Origin of the sequence: Vibrio ostreae (assembly GCF_019226825.1) — a bacterium.
In the GTDB taxonomy this organism is placed as follows: Bacteria; Pseudomonadota; Gammaproteobacteria; order Enterobacterales; family Vibrionaceae; genus Vibrio; species Vibrio ostreae.
Genome location: NZ_CP076643.1, coordinates 2,535,135 through 2,557,257, shown reverse-complemented (window position 1 = coordinate 2,557,257; position 22,123 = coordinate 2,535,135). Strand labels below are relative to the sequence as shown.

Genomic DNA, 22,123 nt, shown 5'->3' with positions numbered 1-22,123 from the left:
TATGAAAATTCTCGTCACTGGCGGAGCGGGCTTTATTGGCTCCGCTGTAGTTCGCCATATCATTAAGAACTCACAAGACGATGTCATAGTTTTAGATAAACTTACATATGCCGGTAATTTAGAGTCCTTGAGTGAAGTAGACAGTCACGTGCGTTACGCATTTGAGCAAGTGGACATTTGCAATCGAAATGAACTCGACCGCGTGTTTTCTGAGTACCAGCCAGATGTGGTAATGCACCTTGCCGCCGAATCGCATGTAGATAGGTCTATCGATGGGCCTGCAGCGTTTATTGAAACCAATATCGTTGGCACGTATACACTGCTTGAAGCTGCACGTTGTTACTGGAACAGCCTTGAGAGTGAATGTAAAGACGCATTCCGTTTTCACCATATTTCTACCGATGAAGTATATGGCGATCTGAAAGATACTGATGATCTGTTTACTGAAGAAACATCTTATGACCCATCAAGTCCATATTCGGCATCGAAAGCGTCAAGTGATCACCTAGTCAGAGCATGGTATCGTACATACGGTTTGCCCACTATAGTGACTAACTGCTCAAACAACTATGGCCCCTATCATTTCCCTGAAAAGCTAATCCCTCTCATGATTCTGAATGCCTTAGAAGGGAAAGCATTGCCAGTTTATGGCGATGGCATGCAAATACGAGATTGGCTGTTTGTAGAAGATCATGCACGCGCATTATATAAAGTTGTTACGGAAGGTATTGTAGGCGAAACTTATAATATTGGTGGTCATAATGAAAAATCTAATATTGAAGTTATAAAAGCTATTTGTTCATTATTGGAAGAATTAGTACCGAGTAAACCTGAAGGGGTTATTCATTATCAAGATCTTATTATGTACGTTAAAGATAGACCTGGGCATGATGTTCGTTACGCTATTGATGCGAGTAAAATTGAACAACAACTAGGTTGGATTCCCAAAGAGAACTTTGAATCGGGACTACGAAAAACAGTTGAGTGGTACTTGGACAATAAATCTTGGTGGCTACGTGTATTAGATGGTTCTTATAGTTTAGAGCGTCTAGGGAACTAACTTTAAATTATGAAATTTTAAATTCAGCTAGGATAATAATAACTAGGTCGTAAAATGAAAGGTATTATTTTGGCCGGAGGATCCGGTACTCGTCTTTATCCTATTACTATGGGAGTTTCGAAGCAACTTCTTCCTATTTATGATAAGCCCATGATTTATTACCCGTTATCAGTTTTGATGTTGGCAGGGATAAAAGAGGTTTTGATCATCACCACGCCAGAAGACCAGAGTAGTTTTATAAGACTACTAGGTGATGGAAAGCAATTTGGGATAGATTTACAGTATGCAGTCCAGCCTAGCCCTGATGGTCTTGCACAAGCATTCATTATTGGTGAAGAGTTTATTGATGGCGAATCAGTATGTTTGGCTTTAGGTGATAATATCTTCTGGGGACAAGGTTTCACGCCCAAACTAATTAAAGCCGCAACTAGAGAATCTGGAGCAACGGTTTTTGGTTACAAAGTTCGTGATCCTGAGCGCTTTGGTGTGGTTGAATTTGATAAGAACCTTAAAGCTATATCAATAGAAGAAAAACCAATTAATCCTAAATCTGACTTTGCTGTCACAGGTTTATATTTCTATGATAATAGAGTTGTTGAATTTGCAAAAAATGTTGAACCATCAGAGCGTGGTGAGTTGGAAATAACAACAATAAATCAAATGTATTTAGATCAAGGTTTGCTTAATGTTGAACTTTTAGGTCGAGGTTTTGCATGGCTTGATACAGGGACGCATGAAAGCTTGCATGAAGCCTCATCGTTTGTTGAAACTGTGGAGAAGAGACAAGGGTTTAAAATTGCTTGTTTGGAAGAGATCGCTTGGCGAAACGGCTGGCTAACTGATGATGAGTTAAGTTTGCAAGCTAATAAACTGAAAAAAAACAGCTATGGAAAATATTTGGCATCAGTTAAGTCAGAGCGAAAGGCAAATAACATATGAAAAACTTTTTAGTACTTGGTATTGGTAATGCACAGGTTGACCTCTTACGTTACTTGAAGTTAAAAAATGAATTTTGCGTATATGCGTTGAGCAATAGCATGGAAGGGCGCGGATATCAGTATGCTGATAAATTTGACCTGATTGATATAACCGACAAAGAGGCAGTCCTACAATATGCTTTAGAGAATAATATCAACTATATCTATAGCATAGGTTCTGATGTTGCAATGCCAACAGTTGCATATGTTGCTGAAAAGCTAAGTTTGCCGTGTTTTGTCAACTATACAACGGCATTAACGTGTAACAATAAAGACATGTTTAGGAAAGAACTGGCAGACTGTTATGGTTCAGTTCCTCATGTTGTTATAACAAGCCTTGACCAATTGGACTCAGTAGCATGTTTACGCTTTCCTGTCATAGTCAAGCCAGTGGATAGCCAGGGACAAAGAGGCGTTGGTACAGCAGCAAGTGTACAAGAAGTTAAGGCTCTTTATGATGAGGCAATAACACACTCTCGCAGTGGTAAAGTCATCGTGGAAGAAAAAATCGAAGGAGAAGAGATTTCTGTTAACGCCTATGTTAGCAACAGTGAGTTGGTTTTCTCATTGTCCTCCGGCAGAGTTTCTTGGCCACAGTTTGATGGTGGTGTGATCCACAAACATTTTTTACCATCTGCGATATCTGAAGTTGCGGAAGCCAATGTGCAACGCCTTGTTAAGAAAAGTATTGCTAAGTTAGATATTACCAATGGTCCAGTTTATTTCCAAATTAAAATGAATGGTGATGAACCATACTTAATCGAAGTTACACCACGATTTGATGGTTGTCATATGTGGAAGTTGATTAAAGAAGCAAATGGGATCGATTTGTTAAATATTTTAGTCAATCACCTTATGGGGGAGGCACCTAAGCTGAGCACAGTATCAACTTCTAGTCAGCCTTTTATATTAGAATTTCATTGTTTTCCGCCAGAGCACGTGTTTGTGACTCCTGAAAAAGATGATCAAGCTGTATATGAAGAACTGTATTATTGTAACGGCGATACAGTAAGAAGAATGAACGGCAAGATGGAAAAATGTGGTTATAAGGTGTACCCGTCAGTATGAATAAAATAGTCATAACAGGTGCTAACGGTTTATTAGCTCGAAACCTAATAGAAAATTTACGTCATGAGTTTATGATTACGGCTGTTTCTCGTTCTGAAATAGATTGTCGATACCCTGATGTGAAATATGTTTGCTCTGATTATGAAGACTTAGTGGCTATTTTTGAGGGGCATGATGCAGTCATACATTTGGCCGCTACTCGGCCATATAGAACGATGGATAGTATCTATCAGAGCAATATTACGTTGGATAAAAATGTTTTCGATTCAGCTTATTTATCAGGTGTCAATAATATAATATACACATCTACGAGAAGCGTTTATGGTAGTAGTCCTGTACCCTGGTCTGAGCGTCAACCAGTCTGCCCAGAAAATGACTATGCGCGTGCCAAGATAAGTTCTGAGGAGTTGGCTGAGCGTTATGTCAAAAATAAAGCGATGTGTATTACTAGCTTGCGACTTGCTCAAATCTATTCTGACGAAGAATACACTGGTAGCATGTTAAATAGATTCTTTGAACAGGCACGTTGTGGCAAAGATTTATATGTCTCTGTTGTGGGGGGGATTACGCGAGTATATTTATATCAAAGATGTAGTGAGTGCCATTCGACAGGTTTTGTTAGGGCCAATTGCTCCTGGTATTTATAATTTGGGAAGTGGAGAGGTTATCAGTATTGAAGCGATGGCTAACTGTATCGCTCAGACATTCGGGCAGGGTTCACAAGTGATTGTTCAAAAAGATGCAAAAGTATCAAATGAGTATTCTTTAATGGACTCTTCTAAATTTATGAATACTTTTTTCTGGAAGCCTGAGTATGATTTCCGTTCCGCTACGTCAAAAATAATAAATGATTAGTTTAACATGAAAGAGTATGAATTAATTGATAGTGAACTTGGTCTTGATTTGTCAATTTACCAAGGAGCGAGGGTGAAAAATAGCACCTTAATAGGAAATAACATCGTTGGAAACTTTAGCCGTGTTGATTACTCTATTTTATCCCAACATGTTCGTATAGATAGAAACAATCAGATCTATCATTCTCAATTAGGACGTTATTCTTACACCGGTATGAATACAGTGATCATGCATGCTTCAATTGGCCAGTTTTGTTCAATTTCTTGGAATGTAACCATTGGTGGTGCGAATCATGATTATGAACGAATGACTCAGCATTCATTTTTGTATAATGATTACGATAACATTCGGCCTAAAAATTATTCTGTTGCATATCAACGCTTTGAGCAACCGGTTGATATCGGAAATGATGTTTGGATTGCTGCCGGAGCAGTGATCACTCGAGGCGTAAAAATTGGTCATGGCGCGGTTGTTGGCTCGAATGCAGTGGTAACGAAAGATGTACCAGCTTACGCAATTGTAGTTGGTAATCCTGCCAAGGTTTTAAAATATAGATTTTCTCAACCTGTAATTAATAAGTTGTTAGAAATACAGTGGTGGGATTGGTCCGTCAAAAAAATCACTGATAAATATGCAACTATCTCCGATTGTCCAAATATCGATACACTATTAAGTTTATTAGAGGAAAAACATGATTAGTTTTAATATTCCCCCTAAGGTAGGTGGAGAAATTGATTTTATCACTGAGGCAATTGAGAAAAACAAATTGTGTGGTGACGGAGAGTTTGGTAAGCGCTGTCAAGCTTGGTTTGAGGAAAAATTTCATTGTCAAAAAGCACTCCTAACGCCTTCATGTACTCATGCTCTAGAGTTGGCTGCTTTACTCATTGATGTTCAACCAGGTGACGAAGTAATTATGCCTAGTTACACGTTTGTGAGTACAGCAAATGCTTTTGTTCTAAGAGGTGCAAAAATTGTTTTTGTAGATATTCGTCCAGATACAATGAATATAGATGAAAAGCTCATTGAACAAGCAATAACGAGTAAAACAAAAGCTATTGTTCCAGTTCATTATGCCGGTGTAGCCTGTGAAATGGATGAGATCATGCAAATAGCAGATAAGTACTCATTATATGTTATTGAAGATGCCGCTCAAGGTGTTATGTCTAAATACAAAGGACGTGCCTTAGGCACCATAGGCCACTTAGGTGCTTTTAGTTTTCATGAAACTAAAAATTATACTAGTGGTGGTGAAGGTGGATTGTTATTGATCAATGATTCAGTTTTCAATGAAAGAGCGGAAATATTAAGAGAAAAAGGTACAAACCGTAGCAAATTTTTACGTGGTACGGTTGATAAATATTCGTGGGTAGATGTTGGTAGTAGTATGCTTCCTAGCGAATTGCAATCGGCGTATCTTATGGCACAACTTAATAATGCGGATGAGATTAACCGTGATAGATTATCGTCGTGGCAGTATTACTACAATTCATTGTTTTCTCTTTGGGAAAGTGGATTTATCGAGTTGGCTTTAATAGAAAAACATCTCAGCCATAATGCGCATATGTTTTATATTAAAGTCAAAGATGTTGATGAGAGAGATGGATTAATAAAATTCCTTAAAGAAAAAAATATCCAATCTGTTTTTCATTATGTACCATTACACAGTTCAGAAGCTGGCAAGAAGTTTTCTAAATTCTCAGGTGAAGATAGATTTACTACTTGTGAAAGTGAAAGATTGCTAAGACTTCCACTATGGTATGGGATTACTAAAAATGATATTGATAGAGTGTGTGATGAGATTAAAAGCTATTATTTGTGAGTTATTACCCTAGGGATATAGTGTGAATAAGAAAAAGTTAGGTGCACATTTTTTAGGACCCTCTATTACTGCATTTTTATCATTTATCACTCTGCCAATTTTGTCAAATTACTTTAGTATTGATGATATTGGTAAGTTTTCTATGCTTCAACTCGCTGTGAACTTATCTTTAGTTATTTTTAGTATTGGGCTGCATCAGTCTTTCGTCAGAGAATACTACGAGTGTGGAAAAAAAGGTTCACTTACCCTATCTATGGTGTTAGTGCCAATCAGCCTTTTTTTTATAACGATTTTATTCTCGAAAATATTAAATGTAAGTTATTCTCATTATCTGTTTGAAATTGAAAGCGATATACTAGACTTATTTGTCAGTATATGTTTGTTTAGTGGTCTATGGATTCATTTGACTAATCACATACTGAGAATGCAAGAAAGAGTCAATTCTTATGCTGTGATGTTATTTCTTCCTAAGTTATTAACGTTACTATCTACTTTAACACTGGTATTTTATTTTAAAAGGTCTGATTTTCAAGGGCTCATTTATTGTGCCCTGGTGTCTTACTTTTGTTCAATGTTGTTTTGTCTTTTCCTAAACAAAGGCGCATTAATGTATGCTTTAAGTGAAGGATTTGATAGAAAAATAACGAGCAATATGATTCGTTTTGGTTCGCCATTAGTCCTCGGTGGGTTAGCATTCTGGCTATTAACCGCTATGGATAAAGTATTTATTAAGCAATTATCATCATATTCTGAGCTTGGTTATTATTCCATGGCTGCCAATTTCACGGCAATAATTGCTTTGTTTTCAACAGTCTTTTTGAATATATGGAATCCATTGGTTTACAAATGGGTGGCAGAAAAAACAGGACTAGTGAAGTTCACCAATAGTATGGACTTAGTATTTATTGCTATCTTATGCTTATGGTCATTATCTGGTGTTTTTTCATGGATTATTCCATTGGTTTTACCGGAAGAGTTAAAAAAGGTTGAAACGATATTTTTGCTTTTGATCGGTGGGCCTATATTAAAGCTTTTTTTCTGAGTCAACAAAAATCGGTATTGGAATTAAACGTAAATCTTGGCTTTCTATTGTACCTGTAATCGTGGCAGTATTAGTTAATGGCATTCTTAATTACTTGTTTATACCCAAGTACGGTGCTAATGGCGCTGCAATTGCTAGTTTAATTTCATTCTTTGTCCTTTTTATTTTAAGAACGGAAATATCCTCTCTAATTTGGCTCTCTTTTCCTAGAGCTAAATATTATACAATCACAATTTTTTTTATTGCTGTTTCTATCGTAATGGCACTGTATTCTAATAGCCGACTACTAAGTGAGTTGATATGGATGCTATGCCTATCTTTAACGATGATATTATCAAGGAAAACATTGTCTAAATATATTAATTATATTAAACATTCTTAAGTTATAGGATATATATATGTTGCTTATATATGGTGCATTAGGCATTGGTGGAATAGAGACCTTTTTCGTAAGAATAGCTAAGCATCGTTCTAAGCTTGGGTTAACAACCAAATTACTATTACAATACCCTGAGAAAAGTAATAAAGAGCTTTTAGACGAATTTACTCAATATGGTGAAATTGTTAGTTATGATGATCTGTTTGTTTTTCCCAGAGTGGCAAAATATTTTAAATTAACTTCACCGATAAAGAGTGAACTAGCTAATATTCTGTTGAACAATGTTGATCAAATTCATGTCTTCCAAGGAGAAGATGCTTTGCTTGGTTATCGTTTAACAAATATTACCAATTCAATAAAGCCGATATCTGTAGGTTTCTATCACTATGTTCATTACTTATGGGGTGGGACTAAAATTCCATATTTTGAAAAAATTAATAGAAAGTTTGTGTTGGAATTTTTGCCTAAAAGGCTTTTGATGATGTTTAGTGAAGATAATATTAAACTATATGAAAAGCATACGGGGGAAGATTTTTCATCTGCTAGTACATTTAGTATCGGTGTTATTGATAAAAAAAATGTAATAGAAAAAATTGAGACAAATAAAAACGACGTAAATATTTGTGCAGTCGGGCGTTTGGTTGCTTTCAAAACATATAACCTCCAACTTATTAACGTGATAAAAAAATTATTAGAGCAAGGTTATAACGTAAGTTTGGATATTTATGGTGACGGACCCTGCTATGGAAAAATAAAAAATCTAATTCAAGAATATAAAGTTGAAAAATACGTAACCCTAAAAGGAAGTTTTGATTATTCTCAATTTGACAATATAGTTTCTTTATACGATTTATTTATTGGTACAGGAACGGCAATCGTACAAGCATCTGCACTAGGTGTTCCATCTATAGCAACTATAGACAATTCAAACGAGGCCGATTGCTACGGATATTTTTATAACGTTTCTGATAGGCAATATGGTCGTATAGGATTAGATGCAAATAAAGAGAAGCTATTCGATGTAATCAAAATGTATTTTTCGTTAGATTTCGAATCTATTAATATTATCAGGCAGAAGCATATAGATTGTGTCGAAAGATATTTGATTGAAAATAGTGTTTCATCTATGAATGAGTTGAGTTCCGTTAACATGCCAAGCTATAAATTCAGTAGTTTTTCAAAATCACTCTATGAATTTAGTCGTATTTATTCGAAAATCGTTTGGAAGTTGTCTCCAAATAAATTAAAAGAAAAGCAAACACTTCCAGTTTTAGAGAGTGGAAACGATGAAAGATTTTAAATCAAACTATATAACAGGGCATGATAGATATGTGTCAGAAAGTGGTTCTGTTTACAGAAATATATCTGATCTAATTAAAGTCCGAGATGTAAATGAAATTGATCCTGTGTCAATCCTCGGGATATTAATGAAAAATTACGCTATAGGTGATAGAACGTTAGTCTCTGGGATATCCAAACAACCATGGATGAGTTCATTTTATAATAATAAAATTGTACAATATCAACCACCTTTTCATGGAAATGAATCCTTAAATGAAGATGATGTTGCCGATAAATTGATAAAGTTATTGGCGGCGGAAGCGCAAAAGTGGCTCAAAGGAAAGGAGTCTATCGGTATACTTCTTAGTGGTGGTATGGATAGCCGAATAATTGCTTCAATTCTAAACCGAATGCAAAAAGATGGATTATACCTAGGTAAGGTTACAGCGCTTACTTGGGGTTTAGAAGACAGTCGAGATGTTGTTTATGCTAAACGAATAGCCGATTATTTTGGTTGGGATTTTAAGCATTTTAATTTATCTCCCAGATTACTAAAAGATAATATCTATACAGCGGGTATAAGAGGCGCTGAATATTCTCCAGTACATCTTCATGCTATGAGAGACGTTTCTTTGTTGGGGGGGATTGACGGAGTTTTAGCTGGAAGTTACGGGGATAGCATTGGCCGGGGTGAGTATTCTGGAAAGAAAGTTAAAAATTTGCCAAATATGTTTCGTCATCACCTTAATCATTATGCATTTATGTCTAAAGATATTGAGAGATGGGCTTTAAAACAATTAATGTCGGATGCTAAAAACTATAGGCAGCGTTTCCCAGAAAGAACTGAACTCAGTTATAGAGAAATGGAAATGCAAATGCATTATATGAGGAGACAATTAAACTCTTGTATGTCTGTTATCGATGAAAATATACCTTTATATCAGATGTTTTCAGCACCAGAAGTATTTGGTTTTATTTGGTCTTTAGACTTTAATAACAGGAATAATCTTGTTTATGAAAAACTTCTATATAAGGTCTCTAAGGAGCTTTTAACTATACCTTGGGCAAGAAATGGTAAATTGTATAATGATCAGAATTCGGCCCCATTAGATAACTTTAGTAAGATACATCATAATTATGGTAATTGGTTAAGGAATGACAATAGAGAGTTCATCTTAGAAAGAATCTCAAACGGTTGTCTGCAAAGTTTGAACATATTTAATGAAAAAGCTTTAAAGTATTGGTGTGACAACTGGAGATCAGATCAGAGAAATAAAGTAGACCGATTGGATGAGAAAATGGCTTGGTTGGCCTCGTTGTCTATATTCGTAGAGAAATATAATATTCGTGGATTAATTCCAAATAAGAATAAAAACATTAACTTCAATAACTTTATTAGTCTGGAAAGAGCTAAGATATACGAATCTCTATATTATAAATATACATCATTTAAATATAAAGAGTAAATATATCTTATGTTATACTTTTTTATTATTGTTTTTTCCGCATTATGTGTACTTTCTTTCTATGAAATGATGATATCCCAAGAAATTTCACCCTGTAATTCGAGTTATTACAAATTGGGCATCGTGATTTTTCCTTTGTTTTTTATCATAGTGTTTGGTGGTTGGAGAAATTCAGGCTTTGGTAGCGATGATATCAGTTATCAAGAATATTTTCTAATGTTGAACACTTACGGCTATGTTCCTGAGAGTGTTGATCTAGGTTTTGAGTTGTTAATGAACTCTGTCGCCTGGATGACGAATGATGTTAATTATCTTTATGCTTCGGTAATTTTATTATCGTGTGGGTGTTACTTTTTTGGTATTTATAAGAAATCACCATATATTTCATTGAGCATTATAATTGTTATCTCTCACGCTTATTGGTTTAGGGAATTAAATCAGATAAGAGCTGCTGTATCCTACGGGTTCGTATTTCTATTATTTATATTATTTTATGATGTAAGGTATTACTCTAGGATAGCGTTATTTACTCTAGCATCGTTGTTTCACTTTACGGCAGTTTTTTCACTGATTCCATTGTTTTTATCTAGATTAAAGTTTAGAAAAATTGTTTTTTGTTTTTTGGCTCTTATTGGTGTTTTTTTAGGTCCCTATTTGTCAAATTATATTTTTCTTAATTTGGATGTATTGCCGTTGGGAGAGATGCTAAGTGCCAAGGCCTATAAGTATATTTTTGATACTGGTGGTTATGCTAGTCCTCTTCCTTTATTTAATCCGGTGTCTATAAAATACTTAGGCATATTTCTTATGTTTTGTATTTTTTTCAAAGAGAGTGAGATAAACCAAGATGGATTACTAAGAATAATTGTATACTCTTTGTTTTGCGCTGTTGTCTGGATATTTGGTCTCCGAGATTATTCTGTCTTAGCAGGTAGGGTAGCATCTATGTTTTTTGTAGTGGAGATTATTGCAGTCCCATATTTTATATATAGATTGCAATCTTATAGTTTGAGGTTTTTCGCAAGTCTAGCGGTTATAATTATATATACTTTGACTTTGGGATTAAATCTCTACTCGAGAAATGCTTTTAATAGCTATGATTTTTCTTTATTTTGAACAGTGTCTCTGTTAGGGATTAAATTTTGAAATTACAATCATTACAGATTCTTCGGGCACTTGCAGCATGGTTAGTTGTCTATCATCACTTTATGCAAGTGTTTTACAATTTCAATTATAATAGCTTTTTGGGAGAGTTTTTCTCTTATCGTGGTGGGTTTGGTGTTGATGTCTTTTTTGTTCTTAGCGGCTTTGTTATGTATAGTTCAATTAACAGTAACTCAAATACCTCTCCGGTAATATTTTTTGTTAAAAGGTTGTTTAGAATTTTTCCGGCATATTGGTTCTATACATTTTCTTTCGTATTTTTAATACTGCTGATACCTTCAGGTTTGAGTGAAAGAGTATTTACATTAGAATCACTTGTTCTTTCTTTGTTTTTTATTCCACACCAAAATCCTACCGGTTTAGGAGTATACCCATTGTTAACGGTTGGTTGGACTCTTAATTTTGAAATGATGTTCTATCTAATATTGTCGGTATGTCTGTTTTGGGGGAATAATAAGGCTTTGTTTTTATGCTGCATAATAATATTTTTCCTTCCACTTGTTATCCCTAGTCAGGTTGATGTCATTTTTTATGTTTTAAATAGTATCAAGTTGTGGCAGTTTATATTTGGTATTTTCGTGGGTCTTTTTATAAGTAAATATACTAATATACCGTTTTTTAACTATAGGACAGGATTTTTTTTTATTGTTCTTGCTTTTTTTGTTATCTCTTCTTTTTTCGGTTATGGTTTTGTTCAAAAAACGCTTTCTGCGACTTTTTTGGTTCTCGGATTTATACTGATAGAGCCTATTTTAGATAAAAAAAATTTCGTTGTAAGATTTTTAGTTAAGCTTGGTGATATATCCTATTCGACCTATTTAAGCCATGTTCTTATATTGCATGTTTTCGTCTACATGTTTGGTAACGACCTTACGGGTTTAGGAGAGTTATCTGTTTTAGTTTTGATGTCTTGCAGTGTTTATTTTGTATCAATACTAACTTATAACTATGTCGAGAATTCAAGTTATGTCGACTTTCTAAGAAATAAAGTGATACGTTTAAAATTTAATAATTTATAGTTTGGAGTTGGGTTTGAAAAATATACTTTATGTTTGTTCCACATTGAAAAGAAGTGGCCCCACAAATCAGTTGTTTAACATAGTTAAAAACTTGCCTAGTTCAGACTATAGAGTCATAGTTTGCACGTTGTCTTATGAAAGTAAAGACAGTCTGAAAACTGAATTTATATCTAATAATATAGAGGTTATGTGTCTTGGTCTTACGAGAGTAGCGGGACTTTTTCTAATGAAGCGTCGATTCGAAAGGCTTGTGAGAGAATTCAAACCAGATATTATACATTCACAAGGCGTCAGATCTGATAAATTAGTGTCTGGGACCGACGTGGATTCACTTAAAATAGCGACGTTAAGGAACTATCCACAACTTGATTATCCCATGACTTATGGGAAGATTTTAGGTCGATATCTTTCTTTGATTCATTCACGTAGTCTTCGTAAAATGAACTTAGTAGTTGGTGTCTCCAATGGTGTTTGTGATAATTTGTCGGAATATTTTGGGATTACTAATACTAGGACTATATTAAATGGTGTAGATACTACGAAATTCTATTTTAAAGATAGTAAGATGAGCCTTCGTAGTCAATTAGGTTTGCCAAAAGATAAAACGATATGGATATCTGTAGGTCATTTAAGTTCTAGGAAAGACCCAGAATCCGTAATTAGAAGTTTTTCAGAGTATAATGAAACAAAATCTGATGCTATGTTGATTTTTGTAGGTGATGGTCCTTTAGCAGAGACTTGTAATAAATATAGTAGTTCAAACGTTAGAGTCATTGGACGCGTTCCAAATGTATATGATTATCTTAATGCTAGTGATTTTTTTATCTCTGCTTCAAAGGCCGAAGGTTTTCCTAATACTGTATTAGAAAGCTTAGCCTGCGGGCTTCCAGTGGTCTTGTCAGATATAGAACCGCATAAAGAGTTTTTTGATCTTGGCTACAATATTGGTTCTCTTTACAGGTTGGGTAATGGATGTTCCGAAGAAATGACTTTAGTTTCCAACCAAGACTATAGCTCGATGCACTCTTCTTCATTAGAACTCATCGACGAATGCCTTAGCGCGGAAGTAATGTCTCGTAAGTATCAAGAAATTTATAAAGGCGGAATTCGATGATTGAAAGAGTAGCAGTTGCTATATCAGTATACACGAAAGATAAGCCTGAATATGTTAAGGAAAGCCTGGATAGTTTATATAACCAAGATTATAAAAGTATAGATATATTCCTTAATGTAGATGGGAATATCAGTAAAGAACTTAGAAGTTTACTGACTGAATACGAGGAAAAAGATAATTTTCATATAAAGTTTTTTGAAAAAAACTTAGGATTAGCATTTCAATTGAATGACATAATTAGTAGGGTTTTTAAACTTGGTAGTTTTTCTTATTTGGCCAGAATGGACGCTGATGATGTTTGCGAACCACACCGAATAACTAAACAGGTTGAGTATTTTAGAAACAATAATAATGTTTCAGTTTTGGGCACAAGTGTTATTGAATTTGGAGCCAACAATAAAAAATTCTATAAAAAGATGCCAACTAGTCATAAAGATTTGAGTGATAACATTATAAAAAGATGTCCATTTAATCATCCTACAGTGATGTTTAATTTATCTCATTTATCTATATGCGACCTCAAATACAATTCAGAATTAAAAAATACACAAGATTACTTTTTGTGGGTTGATTTGATGAGTAAAGGATACGTGTTTGCGAACTTAGATCTTCCACTTCTAAGATTTAGAGTTGATGAAAAATTTCATTCTAGAAGGGGATTAACTAAAGCTAAAAATGATCTTCTATCTAGGTTTTATGCTATGAAAAAGCTTAGAAGACATAATTTTTTAAATTGGTTTTATACTATTTCATTATTTGCCCTACGATTGAGCCCATCTTTTTTAAAAAGAATAGCATACAATTACTTAAGGTAAATATTAAATAATATACGTTATTTTTACATTGTCGATTTAACATTTTTAGTTACTACGTAATTATTTTTTGTTGAAATATAGCTATAAAAAAGGTAAGCAATCTAATCTGCTTACCTTTTTTTATAATTCCCAGTTTTTCTAATCAGCAGATACTTTCTCACCTGGACGTGCGACTTTGAACTTTCGCAGGAATGACGTAATTCTCCATACATAAGTCAGCAAAGTCGCGTAAATCAGGAAACAAGCAATAAAGGTATATAGCATCGTGGCTTCGCTAATTTGAGCGGCTTCACCATACAAACCAAACGCGGCAAAACACATCGCAATGGCGCAAATGGCGACCAGCGTTTGCCGTGAGCTTAACCCCAAGCGTTGGAAGATGTGGTGCAGGTGCTCGCGGTCTGGCTTAAACGGTGAATCTCCGCGTTTAATCCGGCGCAGCATGATAGCGGCCATGTCCATCAGCGGCACTGCGATCAGCCATAACGCGGTAACCGGACGCATTAACGGGTGAGTGCCCATCTGGCTTGAGCCTAACAGTAACCAGATAACGGTAAAGCCGATCATCATACTGCCGGCATCACCCATAAAGACTTTACGTTCGCGCCCTAAAATACCCAGGTTCATAAAAATGTACGGCAGCATCGCGGTGATAAACACCACACACAGGTAAGCGAGCCCGTGTTGGCTGTCGACATTAAGCAGTAAAGCGATTGCGCCAAAGGTTACAATCGATAACCCACCTAACAGCCCGTCAATACCATCTACCATATTAAACGCGTTAATCGCGCCAATCACCGCAAATACGGTAACCACTGAGCCAAACCAACCCAGATAGATCTCACCATTACCAAACAGGTTTCCTAAGCTATGCAGCTCAATCCCGGTAACTTGCATCATTACAATCGACAATACCGTCTGTACCGCGATACGCACTTTGACGCTGAGATCAAACTTATCATCAAGGGCGCCGACGAAAGTCAGGGCTGCAATCGAGAATACAAACAGTTCACTGTATTGAATGATCTCTGAACGGAAAGTCAGAAACTGGGAAATAACAATACAAGTTGAGATACCGCCAACCAAGGGCACTGCCCCCTGATGGAGTTTTCTTGAATTCGGTTTGTCCACTAAGCCGATTCGTTTGGCGATCTTTCTCATAACAAAGAGAATCGCAAACGCACTAAAAAAGATAAAAGTGAGTTCCAGTACCATAGCCGTTTAATCCGTTAAGTTTGTTATTATTTGTGTTTATTGATTATAGGAATTTTAACCCAAAACTGGAGTTACTCAAAGTTTGTATTATATGAAACCATGAGATTTTAATTGCTTGTTTTTGAGGTGGTTTGATAATTAAATTTCTTTAAAAACAATGTCATGAGTATGTTTTTTCATAATGCTTATTTTGTAAAATCTTAATCTTGCTTCAAATTCTTTAGTTTAAGATTTTTAGATTGCAGTTTTATTGACAGTTTTGTTGTGTTGCTAAGTGGAATAGCTCAAAGTATTTTCCGTTTTGATCGGATAATACGGATTTGATGAGTGGGTTTTATTTTCCATGTGGGCAATAAATATAGCGGTGGACAGCAAATTCGCGACTGGCTGTTCGTTGATGATAATGCCCGCGCGCTGTATCAGGTGCTTAAATTTGGTATCAGCGGTGAGACGTACAATATCGGAGGCCATAATGAGAAGACGAATCTTGAGGTTGTCACTACCCTGTGCGAGCTGCTGGAAGATCTGGTAGCGGTAAAACCTGACGGCGTTAAACGGTTTACCGATTTGATTACCTATGTTGCCGATCGTCCCGGGCACGATGTGCGCTACGCCATCGACGCGAGCAAAATTCAGCGCGAACTCGGGTGGCAGCCACAAGAATCGTTTGAGTCCGGGCTGCGCAAAACCGTGCAGTGGTATTTAGACAATCAGCAGTGGCTGCTGGAGCATGTGTAACTAGGCTATACGATACTGGAATAGGGATTACGGTTGCCGTATTTCCAAGCTAGCTAACCTTTCCACGACTGCCTGCCAAGCCGGGCTGTCGCTATCAAAGAAATAACTGTGGCCCTTGATGGGGTCGAAGCGCTGATTGAAACGGCTGCAGTCGATGACATCCAAATCCGGGATAGGGTGTGTGGGGCCGCTGTGGCCAAGGCGGCGGGTGTAGACCCGGTTTTTCACATTCATCACTTTGCTGGCCGGCATGGCCAGATCGTCTTTGGCGTAAAAGCAGGTCAGCTGCTTGCCTGCCTGGGTTATCCAGTAACCTTCTTTGTCTTCTTCCAGCACATCGTTCGGGATGTCTGCGGCCATTAAAAATATCTGATCAAACAATAGCGGTACGCCCTGATTGCCGTACGAGGTGGCGAAGCTGGACAAGGTTTTCAGCATCACCCGGTTGCCCATCGAGTGCGCGAGCAGTGAAATGGGCCGGTAGCAGGGTGTGTCGGCGTGCCGTTCCTGCCACAGTAACAGCTTGCCCAGAGCGCGGCTGAATATCTGCCCGGACAGTTCTGCGGCCAGCTGGTCGTCCCAGTAATCGCGGATGATGCCAAAGTTGTTATCGCACGGCCAGATCACCGGGATCAGCACGGTTTGGCTCCCGGCATCATCAAGCATCGCCTGCAGCTGTTGCGCGCGGGGTAGGATGTCTTGATACGGTTGATTGTTGAAGCCGTGAATATAGATCAACACTTGCTTCGCTTTGGTTTGCTGCAGGGTACGCATCCACACTTCGCTGCCGAGTTCGACGGTGTAGTCGCCCTGCTGCTGACAATACAAAATCGACTGCGACAGTTCATTGCTGGCGACAAAACGCTGTTTATCCAGCTTGCGGTTGGTGATCAGTAACATGGCCTGGCTCCGGATTGATGGAAAGGGATAAATCAATGCAAAGCTGTGGTTGTAACCGTATTGCAGCCTGGAACCACTATTGAAAGTGCCGCGCTGCGAGTGAGTGTTCAGCGATGGCTGAGAAGGCAACAGCGCGTTGCTTTGCAGGCGTTAAGTGACTCGCAGCTGTGAGAGCGGGTGATGGGGTTTGTGCGCGGATGATGCGTTTTTCGAGCCACTTCAAAGCGGGAAGCGAAATCGCGGGCCAGGTGCAACGCCGGGTTTGAAATCTGTCGCAGAGTGCTCAGTGCGTCCGGTTAATATCCCGCTTTTCAGACTATGCTGCTAGTAACGGCAGGCCACGCCGGGAAGGTTGCCGGCTCTGCTACTCAGCGCTTCGCGCTATGCGGAGTGTCACTTCAGCTTTACAAGGAAACGCGCATGCAACTGATTCATCATGGTGGTAAACATACGGTAACCGGCTCGTGCCACGAGCTGCGGGTCGATGACCTGGCGGTACTGATCGACTGCGGCATGTTTCAGGGCCAGGATGTGCAGGACGCCGAGGCGGAGTTTGATATCGAGCCGATACAGGCGTTGCTGCTGACCCATGCCCATATTGACCACATCGGCCGTCTGCCGTGGCTGATTGCGCTTGGCTTCAGCGCGCCGATTTACTGCACGCCGGCCACGGCAGAGCTGATCCCGCTGATGCTGCAAGATGGCATGAAGCTGCAGTCGGATTTATCTGCCAAACAGCGCGAAGTGGTGCTGGATAAAATCGATCATCTGCTCGAGCCGGTGGAGTACGAAACGCGGTTCCGGATTGAATCGCCGCTCGGGCATATGTTGCAGTGTCAGTTTGTCCCGGCCGGACACATTCTCGGTTCGGCCTATGTGGAAATCCAGTTGCCGAATCAGGAAGTGATCATCTTCTCCGGCGATCTGGGGCCGAGTAATACCCCTCTGCTGCCGGATCCGGTTGCGCCGATGCATGCCGATTACCTGGTGCTGGAAACCACCTATGGCGGTTCGCAGCATGACGGGGTGGAAGTGCGCGCGCAAAAGCTCAATGAGATTATCAGCCGCTCGCTGGCCGATGGCGGCACGATTTTGATCCCGGCGTTCAGTGTCGGACGAACCCAGGAGCTGCTGTTTGATATTGAGCAGCTGGTTTATCAGCATCAGATCAAGGCCGACCTGCCGATTATTCTCGATTCACCGATGGCGCAAAAGGTGACGGAATCGTATCGCCGCTTTAAACAGTTGTGGGGTGAGGAGGCTAAGCAACGCCTGGAAATGCACCGTCATCCGCTCGCGTTTGACCAGTGTGTCCTGATTGAAGATCACCGCTCGCATCTGGCGCTGGTTAATCGCCTGGCTTCAACCGGTGAAGCCTCGATTGTGGTCGCGGCTTCCGGCATGTGCGAAGGCGGGCGGATTGTTGATTATCTCAAAGCCTTACTGCCGGATGAGCGCACCGATGTGATTTTTGCTGGCTTTCAGGCGCAAGGCACGTTAGGCCGCGCGCTGATGCAGGGCGATAAAACCGTCACTATTGATGATGAGGAAATTGTGGTGAATGCACAGATCCACGTCATGTCGGGTTATTCGGCTCATGCCGATCAGGAGGATTTACTCAATTTTGTCCATGGCCTGGACGACAAGCCGAAAGCGGTGCATCTGATCCACGGTGAGCAGAGCGCGCGTGAAGCGTTTGCCGCGCTGCTGCGCAGTGAAGGGTATAACGTGGTGGATTAAACCCGTCATTTATTGGATTCAATCCGCCAGTAATAAAAAGGCCGCGCCCAGTGATACCGGACGCGGCCTTTTTATTTTCGGGTTCCGTTGTGACAGCTCAGGGCTGGATAAGGCGGAACTCGGATTTGGTCAGAATCGCATCTTCCAGTGCTGACAGGCCGATGGTGCTGTAACCGTAAAAGTTCGGAATCAGATTGTGACGCAGAGTTTGCGCGGCATCGCTGACATCATCGCCCAGCAGCATATCGTCAACCAGACGACCCAACTGGGCACGTTGCTGCTCACTCAGGCTGGTTTCAAAATCCGAGTAGCCGCTGACCGAGTTATACAGAGTATTGAACTCGCCGCCGGTGTTCTCTTCAATATAGTAGGTCAGCATACGCGACAGCGCCGCGCGCAGATCGCTCACGCCTTCCTGGTCGCCAAAGTGGCTGCGCAGCAGATCGCTGCCGCCGGACGATTTGCTGGTATCCGGCATAAAGCCGTTGGCCGGAAAGACCAGGTAGGCCGCAATCGCATCATCTTTGATCACTGCCGACAGCACAAAGCGGTCATCCTGATAATACTTGATCACATCACCGGCACCGGAGCGCTTGATGTAAACCGGTGCGCCCAGTGCTTCATCCAGCACGCTAGCCGAAGCGCGCACGTAGACTTTATCCAGCTTGTTCTGGGAGGGAATGTCGGTGAACTGGGCCAGCGAGAAATCGTAGATTTTCTCCAGCGCGTCCATGCTGTCATTAAAACTGCCCAGCGCAATCGCGACGATAGAGACCAGAGCGATGATTTTGCCCCACTGCTGTTTCAGTACACTGCCTTGTTCAGCCTGTGGCTGCCCGGACTGGTCCAGAGTTTGTTGCTGATTTGACATGACTACTCTTTCATCTCTTTCAGTTTATCGACAATGGCATCACCACTCTGACTGACCATTTCCGTCGCCAGGTCTTCGATGTTATCGAGCGAGTCCTGACCCAGCCAGTCAATGAGGGTGTCCTTATATTGCATACCGATATAGATACCGGTCACGATTAAAATTATCGGCATTAAGCGCAACATCGCCGCTGCTCCTGTTTCTGTTGCTGTTGCTTGGCCCTGCCTGCCAGAGGCTTAAAGCGCGCTTTGCGGTTGGTAGAGTGCAATACGTGCCGATACCTTTTTCAGATAATTCTTGGTTTCGTCGTAAGGCAGGTTGGTCATCAACTGCTGGTAAACCTGCTGCGGCGTCAGTTGGTTGATGGTGGTGGCGGCTTTACGAATATTGGTTGAACGATCCGGGTTAAAGGCGCGCGCCACGTTGCCAGCCCCTGTGTTATAGGCGGCGATGGTGCAGTACAGCCGGCTCTGCTCATCCTTAATGTTTTTCAGATACTTGCTGTCGAGAATATGCAGATAGGCGGTACCGGTTTCGACGTTGACCGGCGGCTGATACAGTTCGGCTTCGCGCATGGGGGCATCAATGTTTCGTACCTGCAGATTGACATCGTGACCGGCGGTGGTCGGCACGATTTGCATCAGACCAAAGGCCGGCACGTGGGATTTTGCCTCCGGGCGGAACGCCGATTCACTGTGCATGATCGCCATGACCAGCGCCGGGTTGACCGAGAACTTCTCGCTCTCTTGCTGTGCTATCGGCTGATACTGCTGAGCACGTTTGGTCAGGCTGTTATTGGGCAGGCTGATCTTGTAGCTGACGATTTTTTTCGCAGCAGGCTGAGATTTCTCGTTTGGCTGGCTGCTTTGGGTTTGTGCTGCCTTTGCTGCTTGCGCACTTGCCTTAGAAGCCGTCGCTTGCTGCGCGCCAGTTTCCGGCTGTTGCGTGCTGACGGTGGCAATCTGACGCTCAGTTTGTTCGCCGTTATTATTTTGCTGACCGGCGGTGTTTTTCTCACCGGCATTATCTTTAGAAACGGAAGCGTGTTTAGAAACAGCTTCGCGTTTAGAAACAGGATCGCTTTGAACCACGGTCTTCGTTGGCTCGCTGGTTGTACGCTCAGGTTCCGGTATGCCGAGTTCTGCCCGTTTGGCGCTGTACTGTTCACGGATTGCCTGGATGCGCAGTTTGGCTTCGTCAATCAGGGCCAGCTTTTTAATGTAGGCGCGCTGATAGATAAATTGATCACTGATGCCGATATTGGCCATCACCAGGCGTTCGGCCTGGACATCAAATTCGTTCATCTGGGCGCGGGTCTGGCTGAGGACAAAATCTGTTTCACGTTTCTCTTCAGCACCTGAGTATTTGACGCTCTGCTGGTATAGGGTCGCCTGATTCAGGTCGGCCGTTTCGCCATCCGGTAATGCGGTTTGTGCCAGTAGCAGTTGCTTGGCCTGCTCATCACTCATGCTGGCGTCGACCAGGACAGATACGGTTGCGGTGTTGTCCTGATAATCGACCACTTTTCTCACCGTACTGTCGGTGCTGTATTCCACGTCTGTAGTGGCATCGGAGATTTGCGCGCTGCCCCACTGGTCAATCAATTGTTGGCGCTTGTGGTCGAGATCGCGGGTGTAATCTTCGCGCCACGTTTCGTATTCATTCAGGCGCTCATCGACCCATTTGGCAAACTCGGCAGAGCGATCCTGCGGATTGCGTACCTGGGCGGTGGCTTGGGTCAGTTCGGCGTCCTGGCTTGTCGTGGTCGCATGGGCGATAAAACTGCCGGAACAGAGAGCGGAGAGTGAAAGGGCGATAAGTGTTTTCGAAAATAGTCGCATTGGCAGGTCCTAACCAATCGATCAGCGAGTGAGACACCAGCAGGGAGAGTCCTTCTCCCTGCTGATATGATTTACCCGTCTGAATACTTCTGTATCAGGTTAAGCAGTGATGACCATGGCGAAGCAGAGGGAAATCACGGCTTATCCGCTTTGATATCACATGGTTTTCAGTGAATTCAGCGCATTGCTGAGCTCTTGCTCAGCTTTCTCTGAATTGAACTGGCTCCACAGTTGAGACTCTTTGGCCGCCGCATCGACTACCTGATCCACGTTGGCCTGATAGGTCGCTTTGTCCATACCCACCAGTACGTACAGGCCGCCGGTCGGACTGACCTGGCTGACGATCAGCTTGCTGTTAGACAGGCTGCGGGTCACCACGTTTTTGGTTACGCTTTCAAACGTCTCAACCACGCTTTCGATCGCGCCGGTTTCATCGGTATCGACCGAACTTTCCACCGCTTGTTTAAACAGGTTGTTGACGTCGGTCTGGAATTGCGCGGCCAGTTGTACGCGTGCTTCGTTGATAGCCACTTTGCGCATCACGCCCATACCCGCAACGCTTTTTTTGGCGTAACCCATGGCTCCGGCTTCCAGATCGTTTGGCATCACATCACAGATCCAGGCGGGTGCTTCTGTGGTTGGTGCATCCGGGAAAGTACACTGCGCGAACTGCTGCGCTTGCTCTACAGTTTGAGTGCTGTTACATGCCGCCAGCGACAGTGCCATCAGGCTCATTAATATCGTTTTTTTCATGGT

General features: G+C 40.8%; 20 protein-coding genes and 1 pseudogene. 15 read left to right on the top strand and 6 right to left on the bottom strand.

Features of this window, described 5'->3' with window-relative positions; translation table 11 throughout:
• Position 1 precedes the first annotated feature (1 nt).
• From rfbB to KNV97_RS17805, 13 genes are all read left to right on the top strand, one after another.
• Positions 2–1,060, top strand: coding sequence for a dTDP-glucose 4,6-dehydratase (rfbB, locus tag KNV97_RS17870; RefSeq protein ID WP_218562484.1), 1,059 nt, complete (start codon positions 2–4; stop codon positions 1,058–1,060).
• Between the two features lie 54 nt (positions 1,061–1,114).
• Positions 1,115–1,999: a glucose-1-phosphate thymidylyltransferase RfbA gene (gene rfbA / locus KNV97_RS17865; RefSeq protein ID WP_218562483.1), complete on the top strand. Its 885-nt coding sequence runs from the start codon at positions 1,115–1,117 to the stop codon at positions 1,997–1,999.
• Positions 1,996–3,105: an ATP-grasp domain-containing protein gene (locus KNV97_RS17860; RefSeq protein ID WP_218562482.1), complete on the top strand. Its 1,110-nt coding sequence runs from the start codon at positions 1,996–1,998 to the stop codon at positions 3,103–3,105. The genes rfbA and KNV97_RS17860 overlap by 4 nt, the downstream gene beginning before the upstream one ends.
• Positions 3,102–3,752, top strand: coding sequence for an NAD-dependent epimerase/dehydratase family protein (locus KNV97_RS17855; protein WP_218562481.1), 651 nt, complete (start codon positions 3,102–3,104; stop codon positions 3,750–3,752). The genes KNV97_RS17860 and KNV97_RS17855 overlap by 4 nt, the downstream gene beginning before the upstream one ends.
• 214 nt (positions 3,753–3,966) lie before the next feature.
• Positions 3,967–4,659, top strand: a complete 693-nt coding sequence (locus KNV97_RS17850) for a CatB-related O-acetyltransferase (protein ID WP_218562480.1) — start codon at positions 3,967–3,969, stop codon at positions 4,657–4,659.
• A complete protein-coding gene (gene rffA / locus KNV97_RS17845; RefSeq protein ID WP_218562479.1) occupies positions 4,652–5,782 on the top strand; it encodes a dTDP-4-amino-4,6-dideoxygalactose transaminase in 1,131 nt (376 codons plus the stop codon). Before KNV97_RS17850 ends, rffA begins: the two co-directional genes overlap by 8 nt.
• A gap of 22 nt (positions 5,783–5,804) precedes the next feature.
• Positions 5,805–6,824, top strand: coding sequence for a lipopolysaccharide biosynthesis protein (locus KNV97_RS17840; protein ID WP_218562478.1), 1,020 nt, complete (start codon positions 5,805–5,807; stop codon positions 6,822–6,824).
• Positions 6,825–7,222: 398 nt separating this feature from the next.
• Positions 7,223–8,503 carry a glycosyltransferase gene (locus tag KNV97_RS17830; protein WP_218562476.1) on the top strand — a complete coding sequence of 427 codons (1,281 nt, stop codon included), beginning with the start codon at positions 7,223–7,225 and terminating at the stop codon, positions 8,501–8,503.
• On the top strand, positions 8,490–9,950 hold the full coding sequence (locus KNV97_RS17825; RefSeq protein WP_218562475.1) for an asparagine synthase-related protein: 1,461 nt from the start codon (positions 8,490–8,492) through the stop codon (positions 9,948–9,950). The genes KNV97_RS17830 and KNV97_RS17825 overlap by 14 nt, the downstream gene beginning before the upstream one ends.
• A 123-nt stretch (positions 9,951–10,073) precedes the next feature.
• Positions 10,074–11,066 carry an EpsG family protein gene (locus KNV97_RS17820; RefSeq protein ID WP_218562474.1) on the top strand — a complete coding sequence of 331 codons (993 nt, stop codon included), beginning with the start codon at positions 10,074–10,076 and terminating at the stop codon, positions 11,064–11,066.
• Positions 11,067–11,092: 26 nt separating this feature from the next.
• A complete protein-coding gene (locus tag KNV97_RS17815; protein WP_218562473.1) occupies positions 11,093–12,133 on the top strand; it encodes an acyltransferase family protein in 1,041 nt (346 codons plus the stop codon).
• Position 12,134: 1 nt separating this feature from the next.
• Positions 12,135–13,247, top strand: a complete 1,113-nt coding sequence (locus tag KNV97_RS17810) for a glycosyltransferase (RefSeq protein WP_322972701.1) — start codon at positions 12,135–12,137, stop codon at positions 13,245–13,247.
• Entirely contained in the window at positions 13,244–14,062 is an 819-nt protein-coding gene (locus KNV97_RS17805; RefSeq protein ID WP_218562471.1) for a glycosyltransferase, read from the top strand. The genes KNV97_RS17810 and KNV97_RS17805 overlap by 4 nt, the downstream gene beginning before the upstream one ends.
• 138 nt (positions 14,063–14,200) lie before the next feature.
• Here the strand turns inward: KNV97_RS17805 and wecA are convergent, their stop codons facing one another.
• Positions 14,201–15,277: a UDP-N-acetylglucosamine--undecaprenyl-phosphate N-acetylglucosaminephosphotransferase gene (gene wecA, locus KNV97_RS17800; RefSeq protein WP_218562470.1), complete on the bottom strand. Its 1,077-nt coding sequence runs from the start codon at positions 15,275–15,277 to the stop codon at positions 14,201–14,203.
• A 357-nt stretch (positions 15,278–15,634) separates the two neighbouring features.
• Between wecA and KNV97_RS17795 the strand changes: the two are divergent.
• A pseudogene (locus tag KNV97_RS17795) lies at positions 15,635–16,015 on the top strand (GDP-mannose 4,6-dehydratase); the annotation flags it as partial.
• A 27-nt stretch (positions 16,016–16,042) separates the two neighbouring features.
• On the opposite strand, the gene KNV97_RS17790 reads toward KNV97_RS17795, so the two are convergent.
• A complete protein-coding gene (locus KNV97_RS17790; RefSeq protein WP_218562468.1) occupies positions 16,043–16,915 on the bottom strand; it encodes an alpha/beta hydrolase in 873 nt (290 codons plus the stop codon).
• 420 nt (positions 16,916–17,335) lie between these two features.
• Between KNV97_RS17790 and KNV97_RS17785 the strand changes: the two genes are divergently transcribed.
• Positions 17,336–18,655 carry an MBL fold metallo-hydrolase RNA specificity domain-containing protein gene (locus KNV97_RS17785; RefSeq protein ID WP_218562467.1) on the top strand — a complete coding sequence of 440 codons (1,320 nt, stop codon included), beginning with the start codon at positions 17,336–17,338 and terminating at the stop codon, positions 18,653–18,655.
• A 97-nt stretch (positions 18,656–18,752) separates the two neighbouring features.
• On the opposite strand, the gene KNV97_RS17780 is transcribed toward KNV97_RS17785, so the two are convergent.
• From KNV97_RS17780 to KNV97_RS17765, 4 genes are all read right to left on the bottom strand, one after another.
• On the bottom strand, positions 18,753–19,526 hold the full coding sequence (locus KNV97_RS17780) for an ETEC_3214 domain-containing protein (RefSeq protein ID WP_218562466.1): 774 nt from the start codon (positions 19,524–19,526) through the stop codon (positions 18,753–18,755).
• Positions 19,527–19,528: 2 nt separating this feature from the next.
• Complete coding sequence (locus tag KNV97_RS17775) at positions 19,529–19,699, bottom strand: hypothetical protein (protein ID WP_256612240.1); 171 nt, start codon at positions 19,697–19,699, stop codon at positions 19,529–19,531.
• Between the two features lie 63 nt (positions 19,700–19,762).
• Positions 19,763–21,367, bottom strand: coding sequence for a transglycosylase SLT domain-containing protein (locus KNV97_RS17770; RefSeq protein ID WP_218562465.1), 1,605 nt, complete (start codon positions 21,365–21,367; stop codon positions 19,763–19,765).
• A 156-nt stretch (positions 21,368–21,523) separates the two neighbouring features.
• Positions 21,524–22,120 carry an LPP20 family lipoprotein gene (locus tag KNV97_RS17765; RefSeq protein WP_136487178.1) on the bottom strand — a complete coding sequence of 199 codons (597 nt, stop codon included), beginning with the start codon at positions 22,118–22,120 and terminating at the stop codon, positions 21,524–21,526.
• Positions 22,121–22,123: the final 3 nt, after the last annotated feature.

Bases quoted from the DNA above. Each gene is read 5' to 3' on its own strand.
- KNV97_RS17850 (WP_218562480.1), top strand. From the start codon at position 3,967: ATGAAAGAGTATGAATTAATTGATAGTGAACTTGGTCTTGATTTGTCA.
- KNV97_RS17825 (WP_218562475.1), top strand. From the start codon at position 8,490: ATGAAAGATTTTAAATCAAACTATATAACAGGGCATGATAGATATGTG.
- KNV97_RS17855 (WP_218562481.1), top strand. From the start codon at position 3,102: ATGAATAAAATAGTCATAACAGGTGCTAACGGTTTATTAGCTCGAAAC.
- wecA (WP_218562470.1), bottom strand. From the start codon at position 15,277: ATGGTACTGGAACTCACTTTTATCTTTTTTAGTGCGTTTGCGATTCTC.
- rffA (WP_218562479.1), top strand. From the start codon at position 4,652: ATGATTAGTTTTAATATTCCCCCTAAGGTAGGTGGAGAAATTGATTTT.
- KNV97_RS17860 (WP_218562482.1), top strand. From the start codon at position 1,996: ATGAAAAACTTTTTAGTACTTGGTATTGGTAATGCACAGGTTGACCTC.
- KNV97_RS17805 (WP_218562471.1), top strand. From the start codon at position 13,244: ATGATTGAAAGAGTAGCAGTTGCTATATCAGTATACACGAAAGATAAG.
- KNV97_RS17765 (WP_136487178.1), bottom strand. From the start codon at position 22,120: ATGAAAAAAACGATATTAATGAGCCTGATGGCACTGTCGCTGGCGGCA.
- KNV97_RS17770 (WP_218562465.1), bottom strand. From the start codon at position 21,367: ATGCGACTATTTTCGAAAACACTTATCGCCCTTTCACTCTCCGCTCTC.
- KNV97_RS17775 (WP_256612240.1), bottom strand. From the start codon at position 19,699: ATGCCGATAATTTTAATCGTGACCGGTATCTATATCGGTATGCAATAT.
- rfbA (WP_218562483.1), top strand. From the start codon at position 1,115: ATGAAAGGTATTATTTTGGCCGGAGGATCCGGTACTCGTCTTTATCCT.
- KNV97_RS17790 (WP_218562468.1), bottom strand. From the start codon at position 16,915: ATGTTACTGATCACCAACCGCAAGCTGGATAAACAGCGTTTTGTCGCC.
- KNV97_RS17785 (WP_218562467.1), top strand. From the start codon at position 17,336: ATGCAACTGATTCATCATGGTGGTAAACATACGGTAACCGGCTCGTGC.
- KNV97_RS17780 (WP_218562466.1), bottom strand. From the start codon at position 19,526: ATGTCAAATCAGCAACAAACTCTGGACCAGTCCGGGCAGCCACAGGCT.
- KNV97_RS17830 (WP_218562476.1), top strand. From the start codon at position 7,223: ATGTTGCTTATATATGGTGCATTAGGCATTGGTGGAATAGAGACCTTT.
- rfbB (WP_218562484.1), top strand. From the start codon at position 2: ATGAAAATTCTCGTCACTGGCGGAGCGGGCTTTATTGGCTCCGCTGTA.